We start from the raw sequence: 18,875 nt of genomic DNA, 5'->3' as shown, positions 1-18,875 counted from the left end.
CTCGGTGACCGTGACAGTGCGGACCGTGCCGGTGGTGCTCGTCGCGGGTCATCTCGGCGTCGGGAAGTCCTCGCTGGTCAACCACCTGCTGCGGCACGCTGACGGGGTGCGGATCGGCGTCGTGGTCAACGACTTCGGGGCGCTGGGGATCGACGCGATGCTGGTCGCCGGACAGGCGTCGTCGGTGACCTCGCTGGCGAACGGGTGCCTGTGCTGCGTGACCGACGCCGACGGCCTGTCCGGGGTGCTCGCCGACCTCGTGTCGCCCGCGGCGGGCCTGGACCTCGTCGTCGTCGAGGCCAGCGGGCTCGCCGAACCCCGGGAACTCGTGCGGCTGCTGCTCGCGTCGCACGACCCGCACGCGGTCTACGGCGGGCTGGTCGCGGTGCTGGACGCCGGCGCGCCGGACCTCGAGCACGCCCGCCTGGCCGACCTCGTCGTCGTGAACGGGCTGGACCGCTGCGGGGCCGCGGCGCTCGACGAGGTGCGGGCGGTCGCGGCCGGCGCCGTCGTCGGGACCTCGCACGGGGCGCTCGACCCGGCGCTGCTGGTCGACCCCGTCCGGCGCCCGCAACCGTCGCAGCTCACCCTCGACGCGCTGCTGCGCGAGGCCGACGGCGAGCACCCGCACATGGCCGCGCAGAGCGTGTCGTTCACCTCGGAGCGCCCGCTGGACGCCGGACGGCTCGCCGCGTTCCTCGAGTCCGGGCCGCGCGGGGTGGTGCGGATCAAGGGCATCGTGCGCGTTCCCGACGGCGGGGGTGAGGGCTTCGACGAGGCCCCCGACGTCTGGGAGGTGCAGACGGTCGGCACCGCGATCCGCGTGCGCCCGGCGCCGGGGCGGCTGGACACGCGGGGAGCGCGGCTCGTCCTGATCGGGACGGACCTCGACGAGCCCGCGCTGCGCGCCGGGCTGACGGCGTGCGTCGTGTCGGACGACGACCCGGCCCCGTCGCAGCACGCGGCCCTCGCGCTGACCCGGTACCGGATCGACCTGACGTCGGCCTGACCCTGTGCGCGGCGCACACGGCCGGCGGATGTCGTGTGATTCCGGGGGCGCGTTGCGGCGCGCACACGGTCGGGGCGGCCGTGTCGTGAGGATTCTCCGCGGCGAGGGCCGGCGCGGTGATCGACGGGCGCCGGCTGCCGGCCGGCGGTCCTTCGCACAGCGCTGAGCGTCCGCTCGTGGGTGGCCGACTGGCGGCGTCCATGCCCTGTCGTGGGCTCCCGACACGCCTCCTCCACCGTGTCGCTGGGATTCCCAGTGACAGGGCGCGCTGGGGTGGTCGGTAGGCCGCGACAGCTGTCCGGCGCGCCGAGCCGTGTGCGTGCCGCACAACGTCCGACGGGGAAGGCGGCCCGGCCAGCCCGTGTGCGTTTCGCACACGGCCCCGCGAACCCGCCCGCCGGAACTGCTCCCGCTTGACCCGGCCCCCGCCGCCGACCACGGTTCCACGCGTGGCGAGCGAACCGGACGAGACGCGCGACGGCGTCGGGCTGACCCACCTCGACCAGCCGCTGCTCTCCGGCGACCCGGTGACGAAGCGACAGCTCGTGGACCACCTCGACGCGGTCGCGGAGCGGATGCTCCCGCTGCTCGCCGACCGGCCGCTGTCGGTGGTGCGCGCCCGTGGCGACCAGCGGTTCATGCAGAAGAACCTGCCCAAGGGCGCCCCGGACTGGATCCGCAGCGTCACGTTCTGGTCCGAGAGCTCCCAGCGCGACGTCCACTACGCCCTGGCGGCCGACCGCGCGACGCTGCTGTGGTTCGGCAACCAGCGCGCGATCGAGTACCACGTCCCGCTCGCGACGGCCGAGGAGCCGTGGACCGCGACCCACCTCGTCCTCGACCTCGACCCACCCGAGGGCGCCGACCTCACGCCCGTCGTCACCGCCGCCCGCGCGGTGCGGCGCGTCCTGCAGGAGGCCGGCTTCGAGCCCGCGGTGAAGACGTCCGGCGCGAAGGGCCTGCACGTGGTCACCCCGATCCGCCCGGCGGACATGGCCGACGTGCACGCCGCGACCCGGGCGGTGGCCGCCCGGGCGGAACGACTCGAGCCCGACACCACGACGACGGCCTTCATCAAGGCCGACCGCGGCGGCAAGGTCTTCCTGGACGCCACCCGGGCCGGCGGCGCAACGGTCGTCGCGGCCTACAGCCCACGCGTGCGGACGGGTCTCCCGGTGAGCTGCCCGGTGGACTGGGACGACCTCGACACCGTCGTCCCCGCGGAGATCACCGTCGCCACCCCGGACCGGTTCCTCACCGGCCCGACCTGGACCGAACGGCTCGGCGAGGCACGGGCGATCCCCGCCGACCTGATCGAGGAAGGGCACACGATCCCGGTCGCGCGGGTGGCGGCGATGCACGAGGGCAAGCGGCGCAAGCGGGCGGCCGAGAAGGGCGACAGCTGACGGACGGCGTTCTATGCGGTACCGTCGGTATCTAGTACTTGCCGTACCGTAGGAGGAACCGTGCTCGGAGACATCGCCGGGATCGCCCCGGTCAAGGACGCCCTCGTCGTCACCAACGCCCTGCTCGAGCGGGTGCTGGCGGAACTCAAGGTCACCAACGTGACCCAGCTCGACGCCGTCGTCACCGAGCTGCGTGCCGTGCGCGAGTCGGTCGACCGGCTCGTCGAGGTGCAGGAGGCCGCCCCGCGCGCCTCCTGACGCCCCTGCTGCCACAGTGCAGCGGTGCGCTGGCTGCGGCGGGTCGGGATCGCACTGGCGACGGTGCTCGTCGTCCTGCTCGCGCTCGCCGGGCTCGTCCTGCTGTGGGACCGCATCGCCCCGGTGCACGTGGCGGCCCCGCCGCCTGCGCTCACCGTGGACGCGGCCGGGGTCGCCACGCAGGTCGAGCACTGGCCCGCGGCGACGCCGTCCGGGAAGCCGCCGCTGGTGCTCGTGCCCGGCTTCGCGGAGTCGACCTACGTCTTCTCCCGGGTGGCGCCGCTGCTCGCCGCCGACCGTGACGTCTACGCCTACGACGTGCGCGGCTACGGCTTCACCGCCCACGTGCCGCCCTACTCGCTGGACGCCGACACCGATCAGCTCGCCGGGGTGATCGTCGCGCTCGGGCTGCGCCGCCCGGTCGTCGTCGGGCACTCGCTCGGCGCGGCGATCGCGCTCTCGCTGGCCCTGCGCGACCCGGCGGCCGTGGCCGGCGTCGTGGCCGCCAACGGTGACGGGACGCCGTACTTCGGCGGCGACCGCACGTCCACCGGGGGCGGCGGGCTGCGGGTCGTCCTGACCCTGCCGCCGGTCGGTCCCGCCGTCGTCACCGCCGTGGTGCGGTCGCGCGGGATCGTCCGGCAGATCGTCGCCGCGCAGTGCGGCCCGGGCTGTCCCACCGACGACGCCGCGATCGACCGCTGGCGCGCCCCCTTCCTGACGCCGGGTGGCGTGACCGCCCTGCTCGCGATCGCCCGCGAGCCGCTGATCGGACTCACCGACGACCAGGAGCGCGCCGTCCGGACCCCGACCGCCGTGCTCTCCAGCGGCGACGACGCGAGCTTCGACCACACGGCCGCCCTCGCCACGGCGGACCGGCTGCACACCTCCCTGGTCGCCGAGCTCCCCGGCGCCCGGCACCTGGCGCTGCTCGGCGAGCCGGACCGGTTCGCCGCGGCCCTGGTGCCGCTGCTCGATCGACTCGGGTAGCGACCGATCATCGAGGGAGCGCGACGAGGCGGCTCCGCCCGTCGTCGAACCACCCGTCGTCGTCCGGCGGCGACGGGAGGAGCCAGATGGGTCTCGGGCGGGCGAGCATCCGCGGCGGGTCCCAGCGCTCCATCTGCTTCGTCAGCCGCGCGGCGAGCCCGTCGACGCCGTCGGTCGACGGGTCCGGCTGCTCGACGACCTCCCAGCCGATCTCCCGCGCAGCGGCGGCGACACCCCGCTGTCGGCTCAGGCCCGTTCGGGTCTCCGGCCAGGCGAGGGCGAGGTCCGACACCACACCGTCCCGGTCGGTCAGCCGCTGCTCGACGCACGGGCGCGGCAGCCCCCGGGCGAGGAGCGCGACGCGGAGCCGGGAGGCGGCCGGACCAGGGCTTCGTGGGTCGAGCCAGGAGAGCGCGGGCTCGACGGCGGTGCGGTCGCGGTCGTCCGGGTGGGCGTCCCGCACCGCACGGACCTCGTCCGCGCCGATGCGGGTCGCACGGGCCAGCGCGTCGAGGACGACGACGGCCTCGGCCCGCGGGAGCCACCGCGCGACGTCGTAGGCGGTGCGGGCCGGCGTGGTCACCCGTGTCCCGCACACCTCGACGGTCTCCGCCGGCCCCAGGCTGAGCCGCCGCCGGCGCAGCCCCGCGGCCCCGCGCACCCCCTCGACGTCGACGACGAGATCGACGACCGGGTCGAGCGGGGCGACGACGGCCCGGTGCAGCGCTGCGGCCGCCACACCGGCGACGACGCCCTGCTCGTGGACGAGGCCTGCCGCGTGGGCCCGCAGCTCCATCGTGAGCGGCAGGTTCCGTGGGACGGCGACGCGCGGGAACAGACGCAGGTAGTACGAGGACTGCGCCATCTCGCGAGTCATGGCGCCGGTGGCGAGGGCATGGTCGATGCGCACGGGAGCGTCGAGGATCACGTCAACTCGGACTCCGCCCGGCCCGGGACGGTTCCCTTCTCGTCGCGCTAGGGCTGCGAATGCCGTGTGTGGTGCACAAGATTCCTGCGCACCACACACGCCTCTCGCAGCCCTAGCGTCGCGAGATGTCAGTCCGTCGTCAGGCGGTCGACCTCGGCTGCGCCATCTCGCGAGTCATGGCGCCGGAGGCGAGGGCATGGTCGATGCGCACGGGAGCGTCGAGGATCACGTCAACTCGGACTCCGCCCGGCCCGGAACGGTTCCCTCCTCCTCGCGCTAGGGCTGCGAAGGTCGTGTGTGGTGCACAGGATTCCTGTGCACCACACACCCCCTTCCCGGCCCTAGCGTCGTAGGAGGTCAGTCCGTCGTCAGGCGGTCGACCTCCGCGAGCAGGTCCGAGACCTGCCGGACGACGCTGAACTTCTCCCGCGCGTAGGCGGCCGCGCCGGGCCCCTTGGTGTGCTTCCAGTCCTCGTCCAGGGCGCGGTCGATCGCGGCGACCACGGAGTCCGCGAGGGCCTGACGGTCGTCGGTCTCGGGCACGAGGACGCCCACCTCCGGCGTCACGAAGTCGCGCGGTCCGCCGGAGTCGGCGCCGATGACGGGCGTGCCACAGGCCATGCACTCCAGGAACACGAGGCCGAAGGGCTCGCGGTAGGAGGGAAACACGCCGACGTCGGCCGCGGCGAACATCGTCGCCAGGTCCTCCTGCTGGCGCGGGCCGAGGAAGACGACCCGCTGCAGGCCGAGCTCGGCGACGAGGTCGCGCATCGCCCGCTGCTGCTCCTCGGGTCCACCGCCGGCGACGACGGTGACGATCCGGCGGTCCTCCCGCTCGTAGGTCGCCGCAGCCCGGAGCAGGGCGTCCAACCGCTTCCAGTCGGCGAACTTCCCACAGAACGCGACGACGGCGTCGAACTCCGGCACGTCGTCCGCGAGCCCCGCGAGAGCCCGGGTGGGATCGGCGTCCGACTCCCGGAAGACCCGGTCGTTGTAACCGTTGTGCGAGAGCACGACGCGATCGCGCGGGAACTCCGGGAACACGGCCTCGAACGCCTCGATCTGCTCCGAGGAGATCGACGCGACGACGTCCACCCCGCCGGGGAAGATGGTCTCCTCCTGCATGAACGGCAGGAACCGCAGCGGGAACTCCTCCGGCTCCTGCCCGGCCTGCTCCTTGGCGAACATCTTCAGTTCCGTGCCGTGCACGAAACAGACCAGCGGGATGCGCGGCTTGCCGGCCTCGACGCGGGCCGCGATGACGTCGCGCATCACGACGGGGTTCATGAAGGCGTGGTGGGCGATGGCCAGGCCGAACTCGTCGCCGGTGTTCTGCTCGACCTCGTCCATGAACGCCGTGACCTCACGTGTGAGGCGCGCGCGGTAGGCGTCGACCTCCTCCGGGCTCATCGCGTGCCAGCGGTAGCTCGAGACGGGGGAGACCGATTCGCAGATCGGGATGTCGTGGTCGAGTTCGAAGACCCGCACGTCCTCCTCGCGGAAGCGCTGCACGCGCGAGGGGTACATGGAGTAGGCGCGGACGCCGTCGATCTCGTTGTACGCGCGGTGGTGCGCCTCGTGGAGGATCCCCGACCCGGGCGCGAACTCACCGCCGCGCTGCCAGTTGTTGGTGCCGAGCTGGAAGATCAACCGGTCGCCCATGCGGCGATCGTAGAGACACCCCGCCGCGCGTCACGTCACCGCAGGCGAATCTCGTAGTCGTTCTGCGAGATGTTCCCGCTGCCGTACCGACCGTCGGCACGGAACCGGTCCGAGGGGCGGCCGAAGAAGTCCGCCGGCCCGTACTGGCTCGCGACGGCAGCGCCGCTGTTCGACCCGACGAACGGGTTGTTCCACTTCACGAACACCCGCTCCAACGGAGCGTCCACGCCCTGGACGACGTAGAAGACGTGTCCCTCGACGCCGGTCATGAAGCCCTTGTCCCGCACCGAGAACACGCTGGCCGAGTCCGGCGGGATGACCTGGTCGGCCGGGTCGGCCCAGCCGCCGTGGTCGAAGCCCGCTCCCCACGAGTGCAGTTCGTACGGCGTGTGGTTGTAGACGGTCACGGTCACGCCCCGGTCGCCGTCGAGGACGTCGTGGATGTCCTTCAACGCCTTGGCGGCCTCGGCGGCGGCCTTCACGGCGGCTCCGATCGCGATGATGCTCATGGCGGTCCCTCCCGGTCCCGTTGCCCCGTCTCGGGTCCGACCGAGGACGTCCTGAGCAACAGGACCAAGGTCCCGTCCGGATGAAGCGAACTCGTCGATCCCGAGATGGGACCTGCACGTCCACCCTCGGGTGGACGACCGGGCAGCACGTCGCCCGGCATGCTCGTCGTGCCGCGGAGGCGGGGCGCAAACGCCGGCCGAGAGACTCTCGTCGATGAGCGAGAAAGGGTGCCCCCGGCAGGATTCGAACCTGCGCTCCCGCCTCCGGAGGGCGGTGCTCTATCCCCTGAGCTACGGGGGCGGTACCGCGGACGAGCCTACTGCATGCCCGCGGATCAGTTCATCGGCAGGGGTGCCGCCCCCCGGGCCGCGAGCAGCTGCGTCATGGTCTGCGACTCGGCGGTCTGCGTGGTGACCATCGAGGTCGCGAGCGTCCGCACCGCGGGGACGGAGGCCTGCGCGGCGGCGGACTCCATCATGTGCAGCCCGCCCTCGTGGTGGCGCAGCATGAGCTGCAGGAACTCCACGTCGAGCGGCTGCCCGGTGGACGCACGCAGACGCTGCAGGTCGGCCTCGGTGGCCATGCCCGGCATCGAGGGCATCGGCATGCCCATCCACGCCATGTACTGACCGGGCGCGGTCTCTCCCCGCTGCTCCCAGAGCTGGAGCCAGCCCTGCATCATGCCGAGCTGCTGGGTCTGCGAGGACTCGATGTCGAACGCGAGCTGGCGCAGCGCGGGGTCGGTGGTGTTCGAGCGCTCCCACACCGCCATCTGGATCGCCTGCCGGTGGTGGACGCTCATGTCCTGCAGGAACCCGACGTCGACCGAGCCAGCCGCCGGGGCGTACGTCGGCGCGGTGCGCTGACCGATCACGGCGCCCGCGAGCCCGCCGACGAGCAGCAGGATCAGCACCGCGCCGACGGCGACGACGGCCTTGGCCCAGCCGGGGGAGTCCGACCACCAGCCACCGTGGTCGTCGTCGTGGTCGTCGACGTCGGGGGGCTCGGGCGGTGAGACCTGTGAGGTCACCGAGGAGGCCGTCATCCCGCACCGCCCATGCCGCCGGCGCCCGAGGTGCCCTGGTAGTTCATCGGCAGGGCGTCACGCGGGTACGGCTGCCCCTCGAACGGCGGCGGGTTCGCCGGGTCGAAGGCGCCCGGGCCGAGGGCGTCACAGCTGGCGCCGACCTCGGGGAACACGCCGTTGGGGTTGCCCCGCAGCGAGCTGATGAACTGGTCGATCCGCGGGTCGGTCGCGTCCGGGACTGCGAGCTGGTGCCCCCACGACTGCAGCGAGATCGGCTGCTCGAGGCCCGGGTAGGGCGACATCATCATCTGGTTCTGGCCCTGCACCTTGGCGGTGAGGGTGTCGAGGGCGGCGCCCTGGACGCGCGCCGGGTCGTAGGCGATCCAGACGGCGCCGTGCTCGAGCGAGTGCACCATGTTCTCGTTGCGCACCGGCTGCGGGTAGACCTGCCCGTTGCAGGCCGCCCAGTAGCCGTCGTGCGGACCGCCGAAGGGTGGCGTCCGGTCGTAGGCCACGCGCTGCTCGGGCGTCACGTGGTGCTGGCCCTCGTAGGCCTGCAGGACGATGCCGGGGATCGCGAGCGAGGGGTCCCGGTTGTCCTGGCTGGGGCGCCACGGGCTGATCTGCGCGGACCGGTCGAACAGGAAGAAGCCGATGCCGCCGATCAGGGCGAGGACGACGACGATCGCGCCGATCAGCAGCCAGGGCACCTGACGGTTCTTCGGGGCCGACCGGCCCGCCGAGGAGGTCCGTTTCCGTGCGCCGGCCACGGGGTTCTTGCCGCGTTGCGGCGGGCGGGAGCCACCGCGACGCTGTGGGGTCCCGGTGGAGCGTCCACTCGCCATGCCACCCGATTCTAGGGATGAGCTGTGTGTGAGTTCCCCCTACCCGGGGTGATCGGCATGCACCGGCGGGAGGTGCGCCCCGGGCTCCCTAGACTCGGTCCACGTGACCCCCGCTGCGCTCGCCGATCTCCTGCACGCCGTCGCCGTCGACGTGCTGACCGAGCGCGGCCTCGACACGGCCGCGCTGCCCGACGAGGTCACCGTCGAGCGGCCCCGCAACCCCGAGCACGGCGACTACGCCACGAACCTCGCCCTGCGCAGCGCCAAGAAGGCGGGCGTGAAGCCGGCCGACCTCGCCGGGTGGCTCGCGGAGCGCCTGGAGTCCACCGACGGCGTCGCGGCGGCCGAGGTGGCGGGTCCCGGGTTCCTCAACCTGCGGCTGGCCGCCGACGCGCAGGCGGGCATCGTCGCGGAGATCCTGGCGCTCGGTCCCGCGTACGGGCACGGCGACGCGCTCACCGGGCAGGCGGTCAACCTGGAGTTCGTCTCCGCGAACCCGACCGGCCCGATCCACCTGGGCGGCACCCGGTGGGCCGCCGTCGGCGACGCGCTGGGGCGCGTGCTCGAGGCCCAGGGCGCCGCCGTCACGCGGGAGTACTACGTCAACGACGCGGGTGCGCAGATCGACCGGTTCGCCGAGTCGCTCATCGCGGCCGCCGAGGGGCGTCCGGTGCCGGAGAACGGCTACGGCGGGGCGTACGTGGCCGAGGTGGCCCAGCGGGTCGTCGAGGTCGAGCGCGGCGTGCTGGACCAGCCCGAACCGGAGAAGCTCGCGGCCTTCAAGCGGCTCGGCGTCGCGGTGATGCTCGGCGAGATGCGGGAGTCGCTGGACTCGTTCGGCACCCACTTCGACGTCTGGTCCTCCGAGCTCGCCCTGCACGCGAGTGGTGCGGTCGAGCGCTCGGTGCAGACGCTCAAGGACGACGGCGCGCTGTACCACGCGGACAACGCGTGGTGGCTGCGCTCCACCGACCACGGCGACGACAAGGACCGCGTCGTCATCAAGTCCGACGGTACCCCGGCCTACATCGCCGGGGACATCGCCTACTACCGCGACAAGCGGTCGCGCGGCGCCGACCTGGCGATCTACATGCTCGGCGCCGACCACCACGGGTACATCCACCGCCTCAAGGCGGTGGCGGCCGCGTTCGGCGACGACCCGGCCCGCGTCGAGGTGCTGATCGGGCAGCTGGTGAACCTGCTGCGCGACGGCGAGCCCGTGAAGATGTCCAAGCGCGCGGGCACGATCATCACGCTCGAGGACCTCGTCGACGCCGTCGGCGTGGACGCGGCCCGCTACACGCTGACCCGCTCGAGCGTGGACCAGGTCCTCGACATCGACCTGGACCTGATCAGCCGGCGCACCAACGAGAACCCCGTGTTCTACGTGCAGTACGCCCACGCCCGGCTCTCCGCGCTCGCCCGCAACGCCGCGGACCTCGGCGTCACCGCCGCGGACCCCGACCTCGCCCTGCTCGCCGAGCCGCGCGAGGGCGACCTGATCCGCACCCTGGGCGAGTTCCCCCGGGTGCTCGCCTCCGCGGCGGCGCTGCGCGAGCCGCACCGCGTCGCGCGCTTCCTCGAGGAGCTCGCCGGCGCCTACCACCGCTTCTACGACACCTGCCGCGTGCTGCCCCAGGGGGACGAGACGCCGGGACCGCTGCACACCGCCCGCCTGGCGCTGTGCGGCGCGACCCGTACCGTCCTCGCCTCGGGCCTCGGCCTGCTCGGTGTCTCCGCCCCGGAACGGATGTAGATCATGACCCGCGCCCACCCCGCCGGGCCCCGGCACGCCGACGTCCTGCCCGCCCACGACACCCCGGGCCCGATCCCGCGCGACGGCGCGGCGCTCGACGCGCTCCCGCCCGCGGTGTGGCCCCGGCACGCGGCCCGGCACGACGACGGCGTCGTCCGGCTCGCCGGGGCCGACGTCCGCGACCTGGCCGAGCGGCACGGCACGCCGCTGTTCGTCGTGGACGAGGCCGACTTCCGGTCGCGCTGCCGCGACCACGCGCAGGCCTACGGCGACCCGGCCCTCGTGCACTACGCGGCGAAGGCGTTCCTGTGCACCGAGGTCGCCCGCTGGGTGGCCGACGAGGGCCTGGGCCTGGATGTCTGCAGCGAGGGCGAGCTCGCGACGGCGCTGCGGGCCGACTTCCCGGTCGAGCGGATCACGATGCACGGCAACAACAAGTCCCTGCGCGAGCTCGACGCGGCGCTGGAGGCCGGGGTCGGGCGCGTCGTGGTGGACTCGTTCGCCGAGATCGCCCGCCTGGACGACCTCGCCCGTCGTCGGGACCTCACCGCGGACGTGATGGTGCGCGTGACCGTCGGGGTCGAGGCGCACACCCACGAGTTCATCGCAACCGCCCACGAGGACCAGAAGTTCGGCTTCTCCCTGGCCGGCGGGGACGCCGCCGAGGCGGTCCGGCGGGTGCTGAAGTCGCGCGGCCTGCGCCTGGTTGGTCTGCACTCGCACATCGGCTCGCAGATCTTCGACGCCGGCGGGTTCGAGCTGGCGGCCCGACGGGTCGTGGGCCTGCTGGCGGACATCCGCACCGAGCACGGCGACCTGGCCGACGCGGCGAGCGCGCTGATCGACCTCGGCGGGGGCATGGGCATCGCCTACACCACCGCCGACCAGCCGCGCTCCGCGTCGTGGCTGGCGTCGGAGCTGCACGCGATCGTCGGCCGTGAGTGTGAGCGGGCCGGCATCCCCGTGCCCCGGATCGCGGTCGAACCCGGCCGGGCGATCGCCGGGCCCGGCACGGTCACGCTGTACACGGTCGGCACGATCAAGGACGTCGAGCTCGGCGGCGGGGCGCGCCGCCGCTACGTCTCGGTCGACGGCGGGATGAGCGACAACATCCGCACCGCGCTCTACGACGCCGCGTACGACTGCCGGCTGGTCTCCCGGTCGTCGGTGACCGGCGCCGGCAACCCGGACGGCGACGTCCCGACGCTGTGCCGGGTGGTCGGGAAGCACTGCGAGTCCGGCGACGTGGTGGTCCGCGACTGCTGGCTGCCGGCCGACCTCGCCCCGGGCGACCTGCTCGCCGTCGGCGCGACCGGGGCCTACTGCTACGCGATGGCGAGCGCGTACAACAAGGTGCCGCGACCGGCCGTGGTCGCCGTCCGCGACGGCGCGGACCGGACGATGCTGCGCCGCGAGACCCTGGACGACCTGGCGCGCCTGGAGGTGCTGTGAGCGATTCGATCAAGGTCGCCCTGCTCGGCTGCGGGGTCGTCGGCTCGCAGGTGGTGCGGCTGCTCGACGAGCAGGCCGAGGAGCTCGCGGCCCGCGTCGGTGCGCCGGTGGAACTGGCCGGGATCGCCGTCCGGCGTCCCCAGCGCCACCCCGAGGTGCCCGCCGAGCTCCTGACGACGGACCCGGCCGCGCTCGTCGCCCGGCCGGACGTCGACGTCGTCGTCGAGCTGATGGGCGGCATCGAGCCGGCCCGCGACCTCCTCCTCGACGCGCTGAAGAACGGCCGCTCGGTGGTGAGCGCCAACAAGGCACTGCTCGCCGAGGAGGGCGAGGCGCTGGCCGCCGCCGCGCGCGAGTCCGGCGCCGACCTCTACTACGAGGCCTCCGTCGCGGGGGCGATCCCGCTGCTGCGCCCGATCCAGCAGTCGCTCGCGGGTGACCGCATCCGTCGCGTCGCCGGCATCGTCAACGGCACCACGAACTTCATCCTCTCGGCCATGGAGTCGACCGGCGCGGGCTACGCCGACGCGCTGGAGGAGGCCGGTCGCCTGGGCTACGCCGAGGCCGATCCCACCGCCGACGTCGACGGCTACGACGCCGCGTCCAAGGCCGCCATCCTCGCGAGCCTCGCCTTCCACACCCGCGTCACCGCCGCGGACGTGCACCGCGAGGGCATCCGCGACGTCACGGCCACCGACATCGCCTCGGCCCGCGCGCTCGGGTGCAGCGTCAAGCTGCTGGCGATCTGTGAGCAGGTCGACACCGCGGACGGTCCGGCCGTCTCGGCCCGGGTGTACCCGGCGATGATCCCGAAGTCCCACCCGCTCGCCTCGGTGTCCGGGGCGTTCAACGCCGTCTTCGTCGAGGCGGACGCGGCCGGCGCGCTGATGTTCTACGGCCAGGGCGCCGGGGGTCCGCAGACCGCGAGCGCGGTGCTGGGCGATCTCGTCGCCGCCGCGCGGAACCGGGTGATCGGCGGCCGCGGGCCGCGCGACTCGGCGTACGCGCACCTGCCGATCCAGCCGATGGGAGAGGTCCGGACCCGGTACCACGTCAACGTGGACGTGCACGACCGTGCCGGGGTGCTCGCGGCGGTCGCCTCGGTGTTCGCTGCGCACGACGTCTCGATCGCCACGGTGAAGCAGGAGGGTCGCGGCGGCGATGACGAGGGTCATGGCGACGGGGACGCCTCGCCCGCCACACTGGTCGTCGTGACCCACGAGGCCTCCGACGCGGCCCTGCAGGCCACCGTGGAAGCCCTGTCCGGGCTCGAGGCCGTCCGCGGGGTCGCCAGCATCCTGCGCGTCGAGGACCTCGGTCGTCCCGTGAGCGCTCTCGGAGGAGCCCAGTGAGCCTGCTCGGTACCCGCGTCGAGTGGCCCGGCATCATCCGCGCCTACCGGGACCGGATGCCGCACGTGAAGGACGGCTGGGACGTCGTCACCCTGCGCGAGGGCGGCACGCCGCTGCTGCCGGCGCCGCACCTGTCGTCGCTGACCGGCTGCGAGGTGCACCTCAAGATCGAGGGTGCGAACCCGACCGGGTCGTTCAAGGACCGCGGGATGACGGTCGCGATGACCGAGGCGGCGGCGGGCGGCGCGAAGGCCGTCATCTGCGCCTCCACCGGCAACACCTCGGCCTCGGCCGCCGCGTACGCCGCGCGCACCGACATGACCTGCGCGGTGCTCGTCCCGCAGGGCAAGATCGCGCTGGGCAAGCTCGCCCAGGCCACGGCGCACGGGGCCCGCATCCTGCAGCTCGAGGGCAACTTCGACGCCTGCCTGGAGCTCGCCCGCAAGGCGGCCGAGGAGCACCCGATCGCGCTGGTCAACAGCGTGAACCCGGCGCGCATCGAGGGCCAGAAGACCGCGTCGTTCGAGATCTGCGACCAGCTGGGCCGTGCGCCCGACCTGCACGTCCTGCCGGTCGGCAACGCCGGCAACATCACCGCCTACTGGCGCGGCTACACCGAGTACCTCCGCGACGGCGTCGTCGAGACCACGCCCGAGATGCACGGTGTGCAGGCCGAGGGCGCCTCGCCGCTGGTCTCGGGGGCGCCGGTGAGCCAGCCGGAGACGATCGCGACTGCGATCCGCATCGGGTCGCCCGCCTCCTGGCACGGGGCGATCGCCGCGCGCGACGAGTCCGGCGGGCGGATCACCGCGGTGGACGACGACGCGATCCTCGCGGCCTACCGGTTGCTCGCGGCCCGGGAGGGCGTGTTCGTCGAGCCCGCGTCCGCGGCGTCGGTGGCGGGCCTGCTCGCGCGGGCCGCGGCCGGCGAGCTGAGCCCGGGCCGGCTGGTCGTGTGCACGGTGACCGGCCACGGGCTCAAGGACCCGGGGACCGCGCTCGCCGACGTTCCCGAACCCGTCGTCGTCCCGGAGCGGGTGGACGCGGTCGCCGACGCGCTCGGGCTGGGCTGAGGTGGGGCAGAGCGTCCGCGTCCGGGTCCCCGCGACCTCGGCGAACCTCGGGCCGGGGTTCGACACCCTCGGGCTCGCGCTGGGACTGCACGACGAGATCGAGCTGGCCGAGCTCGACGGCGGGCCGAGCGTGGTCGAGGTGCACGGCGAGGGCGCGGGCCGGGTCCCGCGCGACGAGCGGCACCTCGTGCTCAAGGCGGCCTGCGCGACCTACGAGCTCGCGGGCGTCGAACGCCCGGCGCTGCATTTGACCTGCCACAACGTCATCCCGCACAGCCGTGGTCTCGGGTCCTCGGCCTCGGCCGCCGTCGCCGGGATCGTCGCGGCGCGCGCACTGCTCGGCCCGGGAGAGGCTCCCGACGACGAGGCGGTGCTCGACCTGGCGGCCCGCTTCGACGGGCACGCGGACAACGTCGCCGCCTGTCTGTACGGCGGCCTGGTGGTGACGTGGTGCACGGGGGGCTCGTTCCGGGCCGCGCACCTCGAACCGCACCCCGACGTCGTGCCGGTCGCGTTCGTCTCCGAGCACTCCAGCTCCACCGAGGCGACGCGCGGCCTGCTGCCCGACCGGGTGCCGCACGCCGACGCGGCGTTCACGGCCGCGCGGTCGGCGCTCGTGGTGCACGCACTCACCCGGGCGCCGGAGCTGCTCCTCCCCGCCACCGAGGACCGGCTCCACCAGCCCTACCGACGCCCCGCCTACCCGGCGACCGCCGCGCTCGTCGACGCCCTCCGCGACGCGGGCGTCGCCGCCGTCGTCTCCGGTGCCGGCCCGACGGTCCTCGCGCTGACGACCGGTGAGGCGCTGCCCGACGACCTCCCGACCAGCGGTTTCGAGATCGTGGGGCTGCCGATCGACACCGTGGGCGCGGTGGTCACGAGCTGAACGCCGTCCGACACGGCGGGGCGCCACCCGGTTGTTGCTCCCGTGTGCCGGTGGGGCTAATCTGAGCACCGACAGCGACCAGCGTGATCCACGCCGGTGCCACGCCCCGGGGATCCCGGGACGGTCTTCCCCGCTCCGGTCCTCCGAGGGTTCCTGCCCGGTCGTTGCCTCATTGATGTTCCGCAACGTGCCTGCTCCCGGGACGCCGATCCATCCACAGTCAGCCCCCGCGACGCGACGTTGCAGTGGATCCGCGCGCCCAAGACAACGCGCGCGACACGTCCGCTGGCCCGGGAGCGGATTCCCCGGCCGGTCAGGAAGGACCTGCGTGACCGAAACCGACGTCATCACCCCCGACGCCGCCTCCGCCGGCACCGAACGCCGTCGCCGTGGAGGTGTGTCCGGGATGGTGCTCGCCGAGCTGCGCGAGCTCGCCGGGACGCTCGGCGTCACCGACACCACGGGCATGCGCCGTGGGGACCTCATCGAGGAGATCAAGAAGCGGCAGTCGGGTGCGGCCCAGCTGCCGCTGGGCGAGGGCCCGGCCGAGGAGGCCGCCGCCGAGGCGCCCGCCGCGGAGGAGAAGCCCGCCCGCCGCCGCGCGAGCCGGCGGAAGTCCGTCACCCCGGACGCCGAGCAGAGCACGGCCGACGCCGTCACCGCGGCGACCGACGCCGACGCGGACGCGGCCGTGGCGACCCCGCCCGAGCAGGCGCCGGTCGAGCAGGCGCCCGCCGAGCAGACCTCCGCCGAGGAGGCCGCGCCCGAGCGGCCCGCCCGTCGTCGGCGCAGCGCCCGTCGCGACGCCGGTCCGGCCGCGGGCGGCACGGACACCACCGCCGACGCGACCGGCACGGACGCGACGCCCGCCGTGGCGGACGTGTCCGATGCTCCTGCCGCCGAGACGCCCTTCGCCGCCGAGGCCCCGGCCGCCGACGCCGGCAGCTCGAACCGCGGGTCCGCGCCCGAGGCCACCGCACCCGCGGAGGCGCCCGAGACGCCCCGCGAGGAGGGCGGCCGCAACCGGCGCCAGCGCCAGGACCAGCGCCAGGACCAGCGCCAGGACCAGCGCCAGGACCAGGACCGCGACGGCGACCCCGAGTCCGACCAGGACTCCGACGGTGACCGCGGTGGTCGTCGCCGCAACAACGGCCAGGGCCAGCGGGACGACCGGCAGCGCGATCGGAACCAGGGTCAGCCGCAGGGCGACCGGAACCAGGGCCAGCAGCAGGGCGGCCAGAACCAGGGCCAGCAGCAGCGCCCGGACGACGACGAGGACGACGAGGACGGCGGCGGCCGCCGGCGCGGGCGCCGGTTCCGCGACCGTCGCCGCAACCGCAACGAGCGCGGCGGCACCGGCAACCAGGGCGGCGGGCAGGACACCCGCGAGCCCGAGGTCCGCGACGACGACGTCCTCATCCCGGTCGCCGGCATCCTCGACGTGCTGGACAACTACGCGTTCGTCCGCACGTCGGGCTACATGGCCGGCCCGAACGACGTCTACGTCTCGCTGTCGCTGGTGCGCAAGCACGGCCTGCGCCGCGGCGACGCCGTCACCGGCCAGGTCCGCCAGCAGCGCGAGAACGAGCAGAACCGGCAGAAGTTCAACCCGCTGGTGCGCGTCGACTCGATCAACGGGCTCGACCCGGAGCAGGCGCGGCGTCGCCCCGAGTTCACCAAGCTCACCCCGCTCTACCCCAACGAGCGGCTGCGCCTCGAGACCGAGCCGCACCTGCTCTCGACCCGCGTGATCGACCTGGTCATGCCGGTCGGCAAGGGGCAGCGCGCACTCATCGTGTCGCCGCCCAAGGCCGGCAAGACGATGGTGCTGCAGGCGATCGCCAACGCGATCACCACGAACAACCCCGAGGTCCACCTCATGGTCGTGCTCGTCGACGAGCGGCCGGAGGAGGTCACCGACATGCAGCGCACGGTGAAGGGCGAGGTCATCGCCTCGACCTTCGACCGGCCGCCGTCGGACCACACCTCGGTCGCCGAGCTGTCGATCGAGCGGGCGAAGCGCCTGGTGGAGCAGGGTCACGACGTCGTCGTGCTGCTCGACTCGATCACCCGTCTCGGCCGGGCGTACAACCTGGCCGCGCCGGCGTCGGGCCGCATCCTGTCCGGCGGTGTCGACTCGACCGCGCTCTACCCGCCGAAGCGGTTCCTCGGCGCGGCGCGCAACATCGAGGACGGCGGGTCGCTGACCATCTTCGCGACGGCGCTGGTCGAGACCGGCTCGACGATGGACACGGTGATCTTCGAGGAGTTCAAGGGCACCGGCAACGCCGAGCTCAAGCTCGACCGCAAGCTCGCCGACAAGCGCATCTTCCCGGCGATCGACCCGGACGCCTCGTCGACGCGCAAGGAGGAGCTGCTCCTCTCGCCCGACGAGCGGGCCGTGACGCACAAGCTGCGCCGGGTGCTGGCGGCGCTGGACTCGCAGCAGGCCATCGAGCTCATCCTCGACCGGCTCCGCAAGACGCGCACCAACATCGAGTTCCTCATGTCGGTCGCGAAGACGATGCCGAGCAAGGACGACGAGTAGTCGACCCCCGTCGGAACCGTACGAACGGGCCGTTCATCACCTTCTTCGGTGACGAGCGGCCCGTTCGTGCGTTGCCGGGGGCGCGCTCAGCGGCCCCGCAGCCACCCCACGACGTCGTCGGCGCCCGCCTGCTCCGCGGCCTCCAGCGGTGTCGCGGGCTCCCACGGCATCCGCGCGTGCGGGTCCGCGCCCCGCGCGGCCAGCCCCTGCGCCGTCGCGAGCCGGCCGCCGTGGCAGGCGTACCAGAACGCGACGTCCAGATCGCCGGACCCGGTGAGCCGGGCCACGTCGTCGTCGCGACCCAGGGCGGCCGCCTGTTCGAGGGTGAGGGTCGCGCCGCGTTCCACGAGCCGGGCGGCAGCCCGCCACTGGCCGAACCCGCAGGCGTCCGCCAGCGGGGAGCCGCCCCCGAGCACCGCGCCGGGTGCGTCGATCCACGCCCCGGCATCGAGCAGCGCGTCGATCGTGGCCACGTCGTCGTTGCTCGCGGCCCAGTGCAGCGGGGTCTCGACGTGCGGCCCGGAGAAGCGGGCGTCCACGTCCGCGCCCGCCCCGACGAGCAGCGTCACCGTCCCGGCCGCGCGCGGCCGGTGTCCGGGGTGGTCGGCGAGGACGTGCAGCAGGGTGCGGGGCCCCTCGACGCGGGCGGTGGCGAGGCCGGGGTGCTCGGCGAGGAGGGCCCGCAGCCCCTCCAGGTCGCCCTCGCGGACCGCCCGAACCGCCGCCGCGACCTCGTCCACGACGGCGAGCGAACCACACCCGCCGTCGGGAATGCGTGCAGGGCAGGGCCGGTTACACGAGCCAGCGGGCGTTCCTGAGAGAATGCCCGGTGGCACAGCTGCCTCCGGTTCACCCCGATGCACCAGACGGGGACCCGGCGGCCATCGATGAGAGGACCAGCCACATGAAGTCGGGCATCCACCCCGAGTACGTCGAGACGCAGGTGCTCTGCAGCTGCGGCAGCTCGTTCACCACGCGCAGCACCAAGGCGAGCGGGAACATCACCGTCGAGACCTGCTCGGCGTGCCACCCGTTCTACACCGGCAAGCAGCGCATCCTGGACACCGGCGGCCGCGTGGCCCGCTTCGAGGCCCGCTACGGCAAGCGCGCCGGCCGCAAGTAGCTCTCCCGACGCCCGCCGTCGTCCGCCCACCGCGGACGACGGCGGGCGTT

Annotated in this window: 17 protein-coding genes and 1 tRNA gene; 11 read left to right on the top strand and 7 right to left on the bottom strand. The window is 73.8% G+C overall.

Annotated features, from left to right (window positions below; translation table 11 throughout):
* The first annotated feature begins 10 nt into the window (after positions 1-10).
* The 4 genes from QRT03_RS14170 (at position 11) to QRT03_RS14155 (ending at position 3,663) form a co-directional block, all read left to right on the top strand.
* On the top strand, positions 11-1,009 hold the full coding sequence (locus tag QRT03_RS14170) for a CobW family GTP-binding protein (protein WP_286053514.1): 999 nt from the start codon (positions 11-13) through the stop codon (positions 1,007-1,009).
* Positions 1,010-1,458: 449 nt separating this feature from the next.
* Entirely contained in the window at positions 1,459-2,415 is a 957-nt protein-coding gene (locus tag QRT03_RS14165) for a DNA polymerase domain-containing protein (protein WP_286053513.1), read from the top strand.
* A 60-nt stretch (positions 2,416-2,475) separates the two neighbouring features.
* Entirely contained in the window at positions 2,476-2,673 is a 198-nt protein-coding gene (locus QRT03_RS14160; RefSeq protein WP_286053512.1) for a hypothetical protein, read from the top strand.
* 24 nt (positions 2,674-2,697) lie between these two features.
* Positions 2,698-3,663 carry an alpha/beta fold hydrolase gene (locus tag QRT03_RS14155; protein WP_286053511.1) on the top strand — a complete coding sequence of 322 codons (966 nt, stop codon included), beginning with the start codon at positions 2,698-2,700 and terminating at the stop codon, positions 3,661-3,663.
* 7 nt (positions 3,664-3,670) lie between these two features.
* Here QRT03_RS14155 and QRT03_RS14150 read toward each other — a convergent pair whose 3' ends face one another.
* The 6 genes from QRT03_RS14150 to QRT03_RS14125 form a co-directional block, all read right to left on the bottom strand.
* The gene (locus QRT03_RS14150) at positions 3,671-4,591 is read right to left on the bottom strand and encodes a hypothetical protein (protein WP_286053509.1); all 921 of its coding nucleotides are present in this window, start codon (positions 4,589-4,591) and stop codon (positions 3,671-3,673) included.
* A 357-nt stretch (positions 4,592-4,948) separates the two neighbouring features.
* Positions 4,949-6,253 carry a glycosyltransferase gene (locus tag QRT03_RS14145; RefSeq protein ID WP_286053508.1) on the bottom strand — a complete coding sequence of 435 codons (1,305 nt, stop codon included), beginning with the start codon at positions 6,251-6,253 and terminating at the stop codon, positions 4,949-4,951.
* A gap of 35 nt (positions 6,254-6,288) precedes the next feature.
* Positions 6,289-6,762: a hypothetical protein gene (locus QRT03_RS14140; protein WP_286053506.1), complete on the bottom strand. Its 474-nt coding sequence runs from the start codon at positions 6,760-6,762 to the stop codon at positions 6,289-6,291.
* 229 nt (positions 6,763-6,991) lie between these two features.
* A tRNA-Arg gene (locus QRT03_RS14135) sits at positions 6,992-7,063 on the bottom strand.
* A gap of 34 nt (positions 7,064-7,097) precedes the next feature.
* On the bottom strand, positions 7,098-7,793 hold the full coding sequence (locus QRT03_RS14130) for a DUF305 domain-containing protein (RefSeq protein WP_286053505.1): 696 nt from the start codon (positions 7,791-7,793) through the stop codon (positions 7,098-7,100).
* Positions 7,794-7,804: 11 nt separating this feature from the next.
* Positions 7,805-8,635 carry a thioredoxin-like domain-containing protein gene (locus tag QRT03_RS14125; protein WP_286053504.1) on the bottom strand — a complete coding sequence of 277 codons (831 nt, stop codon included), beginning with the start codon at positions 8,633-8,635 and terminating at the stop codon, positions 7,805-7,807.
* A gap of 103 nt (positions 8,636-8,738) precedes the next feature.
* Here QRT03_RS14125 and argS point away from each other — a divergent pair, with 103 nt between their 5' ends.
* The 6 genes from argS to rho all read left to right on the top strand — a co-directional run bounded on the left by argS (position 8,739) and on the right by rho (position 17,702).
* On the top strand, positions 8,739-10,391 hold the full coding sequence (gene argS / locus QRT03_RS14120) for an arginine--tRNA ligase (RefSeq protein ID WP_286053503.1): 1,653 nt from the start codon (positions 8,739-8,741) through the stop codon (positions 10,389-10,391).
* A 3-nt stretch (positions 10,392-10,394) separates the two neighbouring features.
* On the top strand, positions 10,395-11,843 hold the full coding sequence (gene lysA / locus QRT03_RS14115; RefSeq protein WP_286053502.1) for a diaminopimelate decarboxylase: 1,449 nt from the start codon (positions 10,395-10,397) through the stop codon (positions 11,841-11,843).
* The gene (locus tag QRT03_RS14110) at positions 11,840-13,195 is read left to right on the top strand and encodes a homoserine dehydrogenase (protein WP_286053501.1); all 1,356 of its coding nucleotides are present in this window, start codon (positions 11,840-11,842) and stop codon (positions 13,193-13,195) included. The genes lysA and QRT03_RS14110 overlap by 4 nt, the downstream gene beginning before the upstream one ends.
* Positions 13,196-13,251: 56 nt before the next feature.
* On the top strand, positions 13,252-14,268 hold the full coding sequence (gene thrC, locus QRT03_RS14105) for a threonine synthase (protein ID WP_286054365.1): 1,017 nt from the start codon (positions 13,252-13,254) through the stop codon (positions 14,266-14,268).
* A gap of 1 nt (position 14,269) precedes the next feature.
* A complete protein-coding gene (thrB, locus tag QRT03_RS14100; RefSeq protein ID WP_286053500.1) occupies positions 14,270-15,154 on the top strand; it encodes a homoserine kinase in 885 nt (294 codons plus the stop codon).
* Positions 15,155-15,560: 406 nt separating this feature from the next.
* Positions 15,561-17,702 carry a transcription termination factor Rho gene (gene rho / locus QRT03_RS14095; protein WP_286054364.1) on the top strand — a complete coding sequence of 714 codons (2,142 nt, stop codon included), beginning with the start codon at positions 15,561-15,563 and terminating at the stop codon, positions 17,700-17,702.
* Positions 17,703-17,788: 86 nt separating this feature from the next.
* Here rho and QRT03_RS14090 read toward each other — a convergent pair whose 3' ends face one another.
* Positions 17,789-18,442, bottom strand: a complete 654-nt coding sequence (locus QRT03_RS14090) for an ankyrin repeat domain-containing protein (protein ID WP_286053499.1) — start codon at positions 18,440-18,442, stop codon at positions 17,789-17,791.
* A gap of 164 nt (positions 18,443-18,606) precedes the next feature.
* On the opposite strand from QRT03_RS14090, the gene rpmE reads away from it, so the two are divergent.
* The gene (rpmE, locus tag QRT03_RS14085) at positions 18,607-18,825 is read left to right on the top strand and encodes a 50S ribosomal protein L31 (RefSeq protein ID WP_286053498.1); all 219 of its coding nucleotides are present in this window, start codon (positions 18,607-18,609) and stop codon (positions 18,823-18,825) included.
* Positions 18,826-18,875: the final 50 nt, after the last annotated feature.

Origin of the sequence: Actinomycetospora termitidis (assembly GCF_030286555.1) — a bacterium.
GTDB classification, from domain to species: Bacteria; Actinomycetota; Actinomycetes; order Mycobacteriales; family Pseudonocardiaceae; genus Actinomycetospora; species Actinomycetospora termitidis.
The sequence above is the reverse complement of the archived record's forward strand: the minus strand, read 5'-3'. Positions and strand labels throughout refer to the sequence as shown.

Bases quoted from the DNA above. Each gene is read 5' to 3' on its own strand.
- lysA (WP_286053502.1), top strand. From the start codon at position 10,395: ATGACCCGCGCCCACCCCGCCGGGCCCCGGCACGCCGACGTCCTGCCC.
- rho (WP_286054364.1), top strand. From the start codon at position 15,561: ATGGTGCTCGCCGAGCTGCGCGAGCTCGCCGGGACGCTCGGCGTCACC.
- QRT03_RS14145 (WP_286053508.1), bottom strand. From the start codon at position 6,253: ATGGGCGACCGGTTGATCTTCCAGCTCGGCACCAACAACTGGCAGCGC.
- QRT03_RS14140 (WP_286053506.1), bottom strand. From the start codon at position 6,762: ATGAGCATCATCGCGATCGGAGCCGCCGTGAAGGCCGCCGCCGAGGCC.
- QRT03_RS14125 (WP_286053504.1), bottom strand. From the start codon at position 8,635: ATGGCGAGTGGACGCTCCACCGGGACCCCACAGCGTCGCGGTGGCTCC.
- thrC (WP_286054365.1), top strand. From the start codon at position 13,252: ATGCCGCACGTGAAGGACGGCTGGGACGTCGTCACCCTGCGCGAGGGC.
- rpmE (WP_286053498.1), top strand. From the start codon at position 18,607: ATGAAGTCGGGCATCCACCCCGAGTACGTCGAGACGCAGGTGCTCTGC.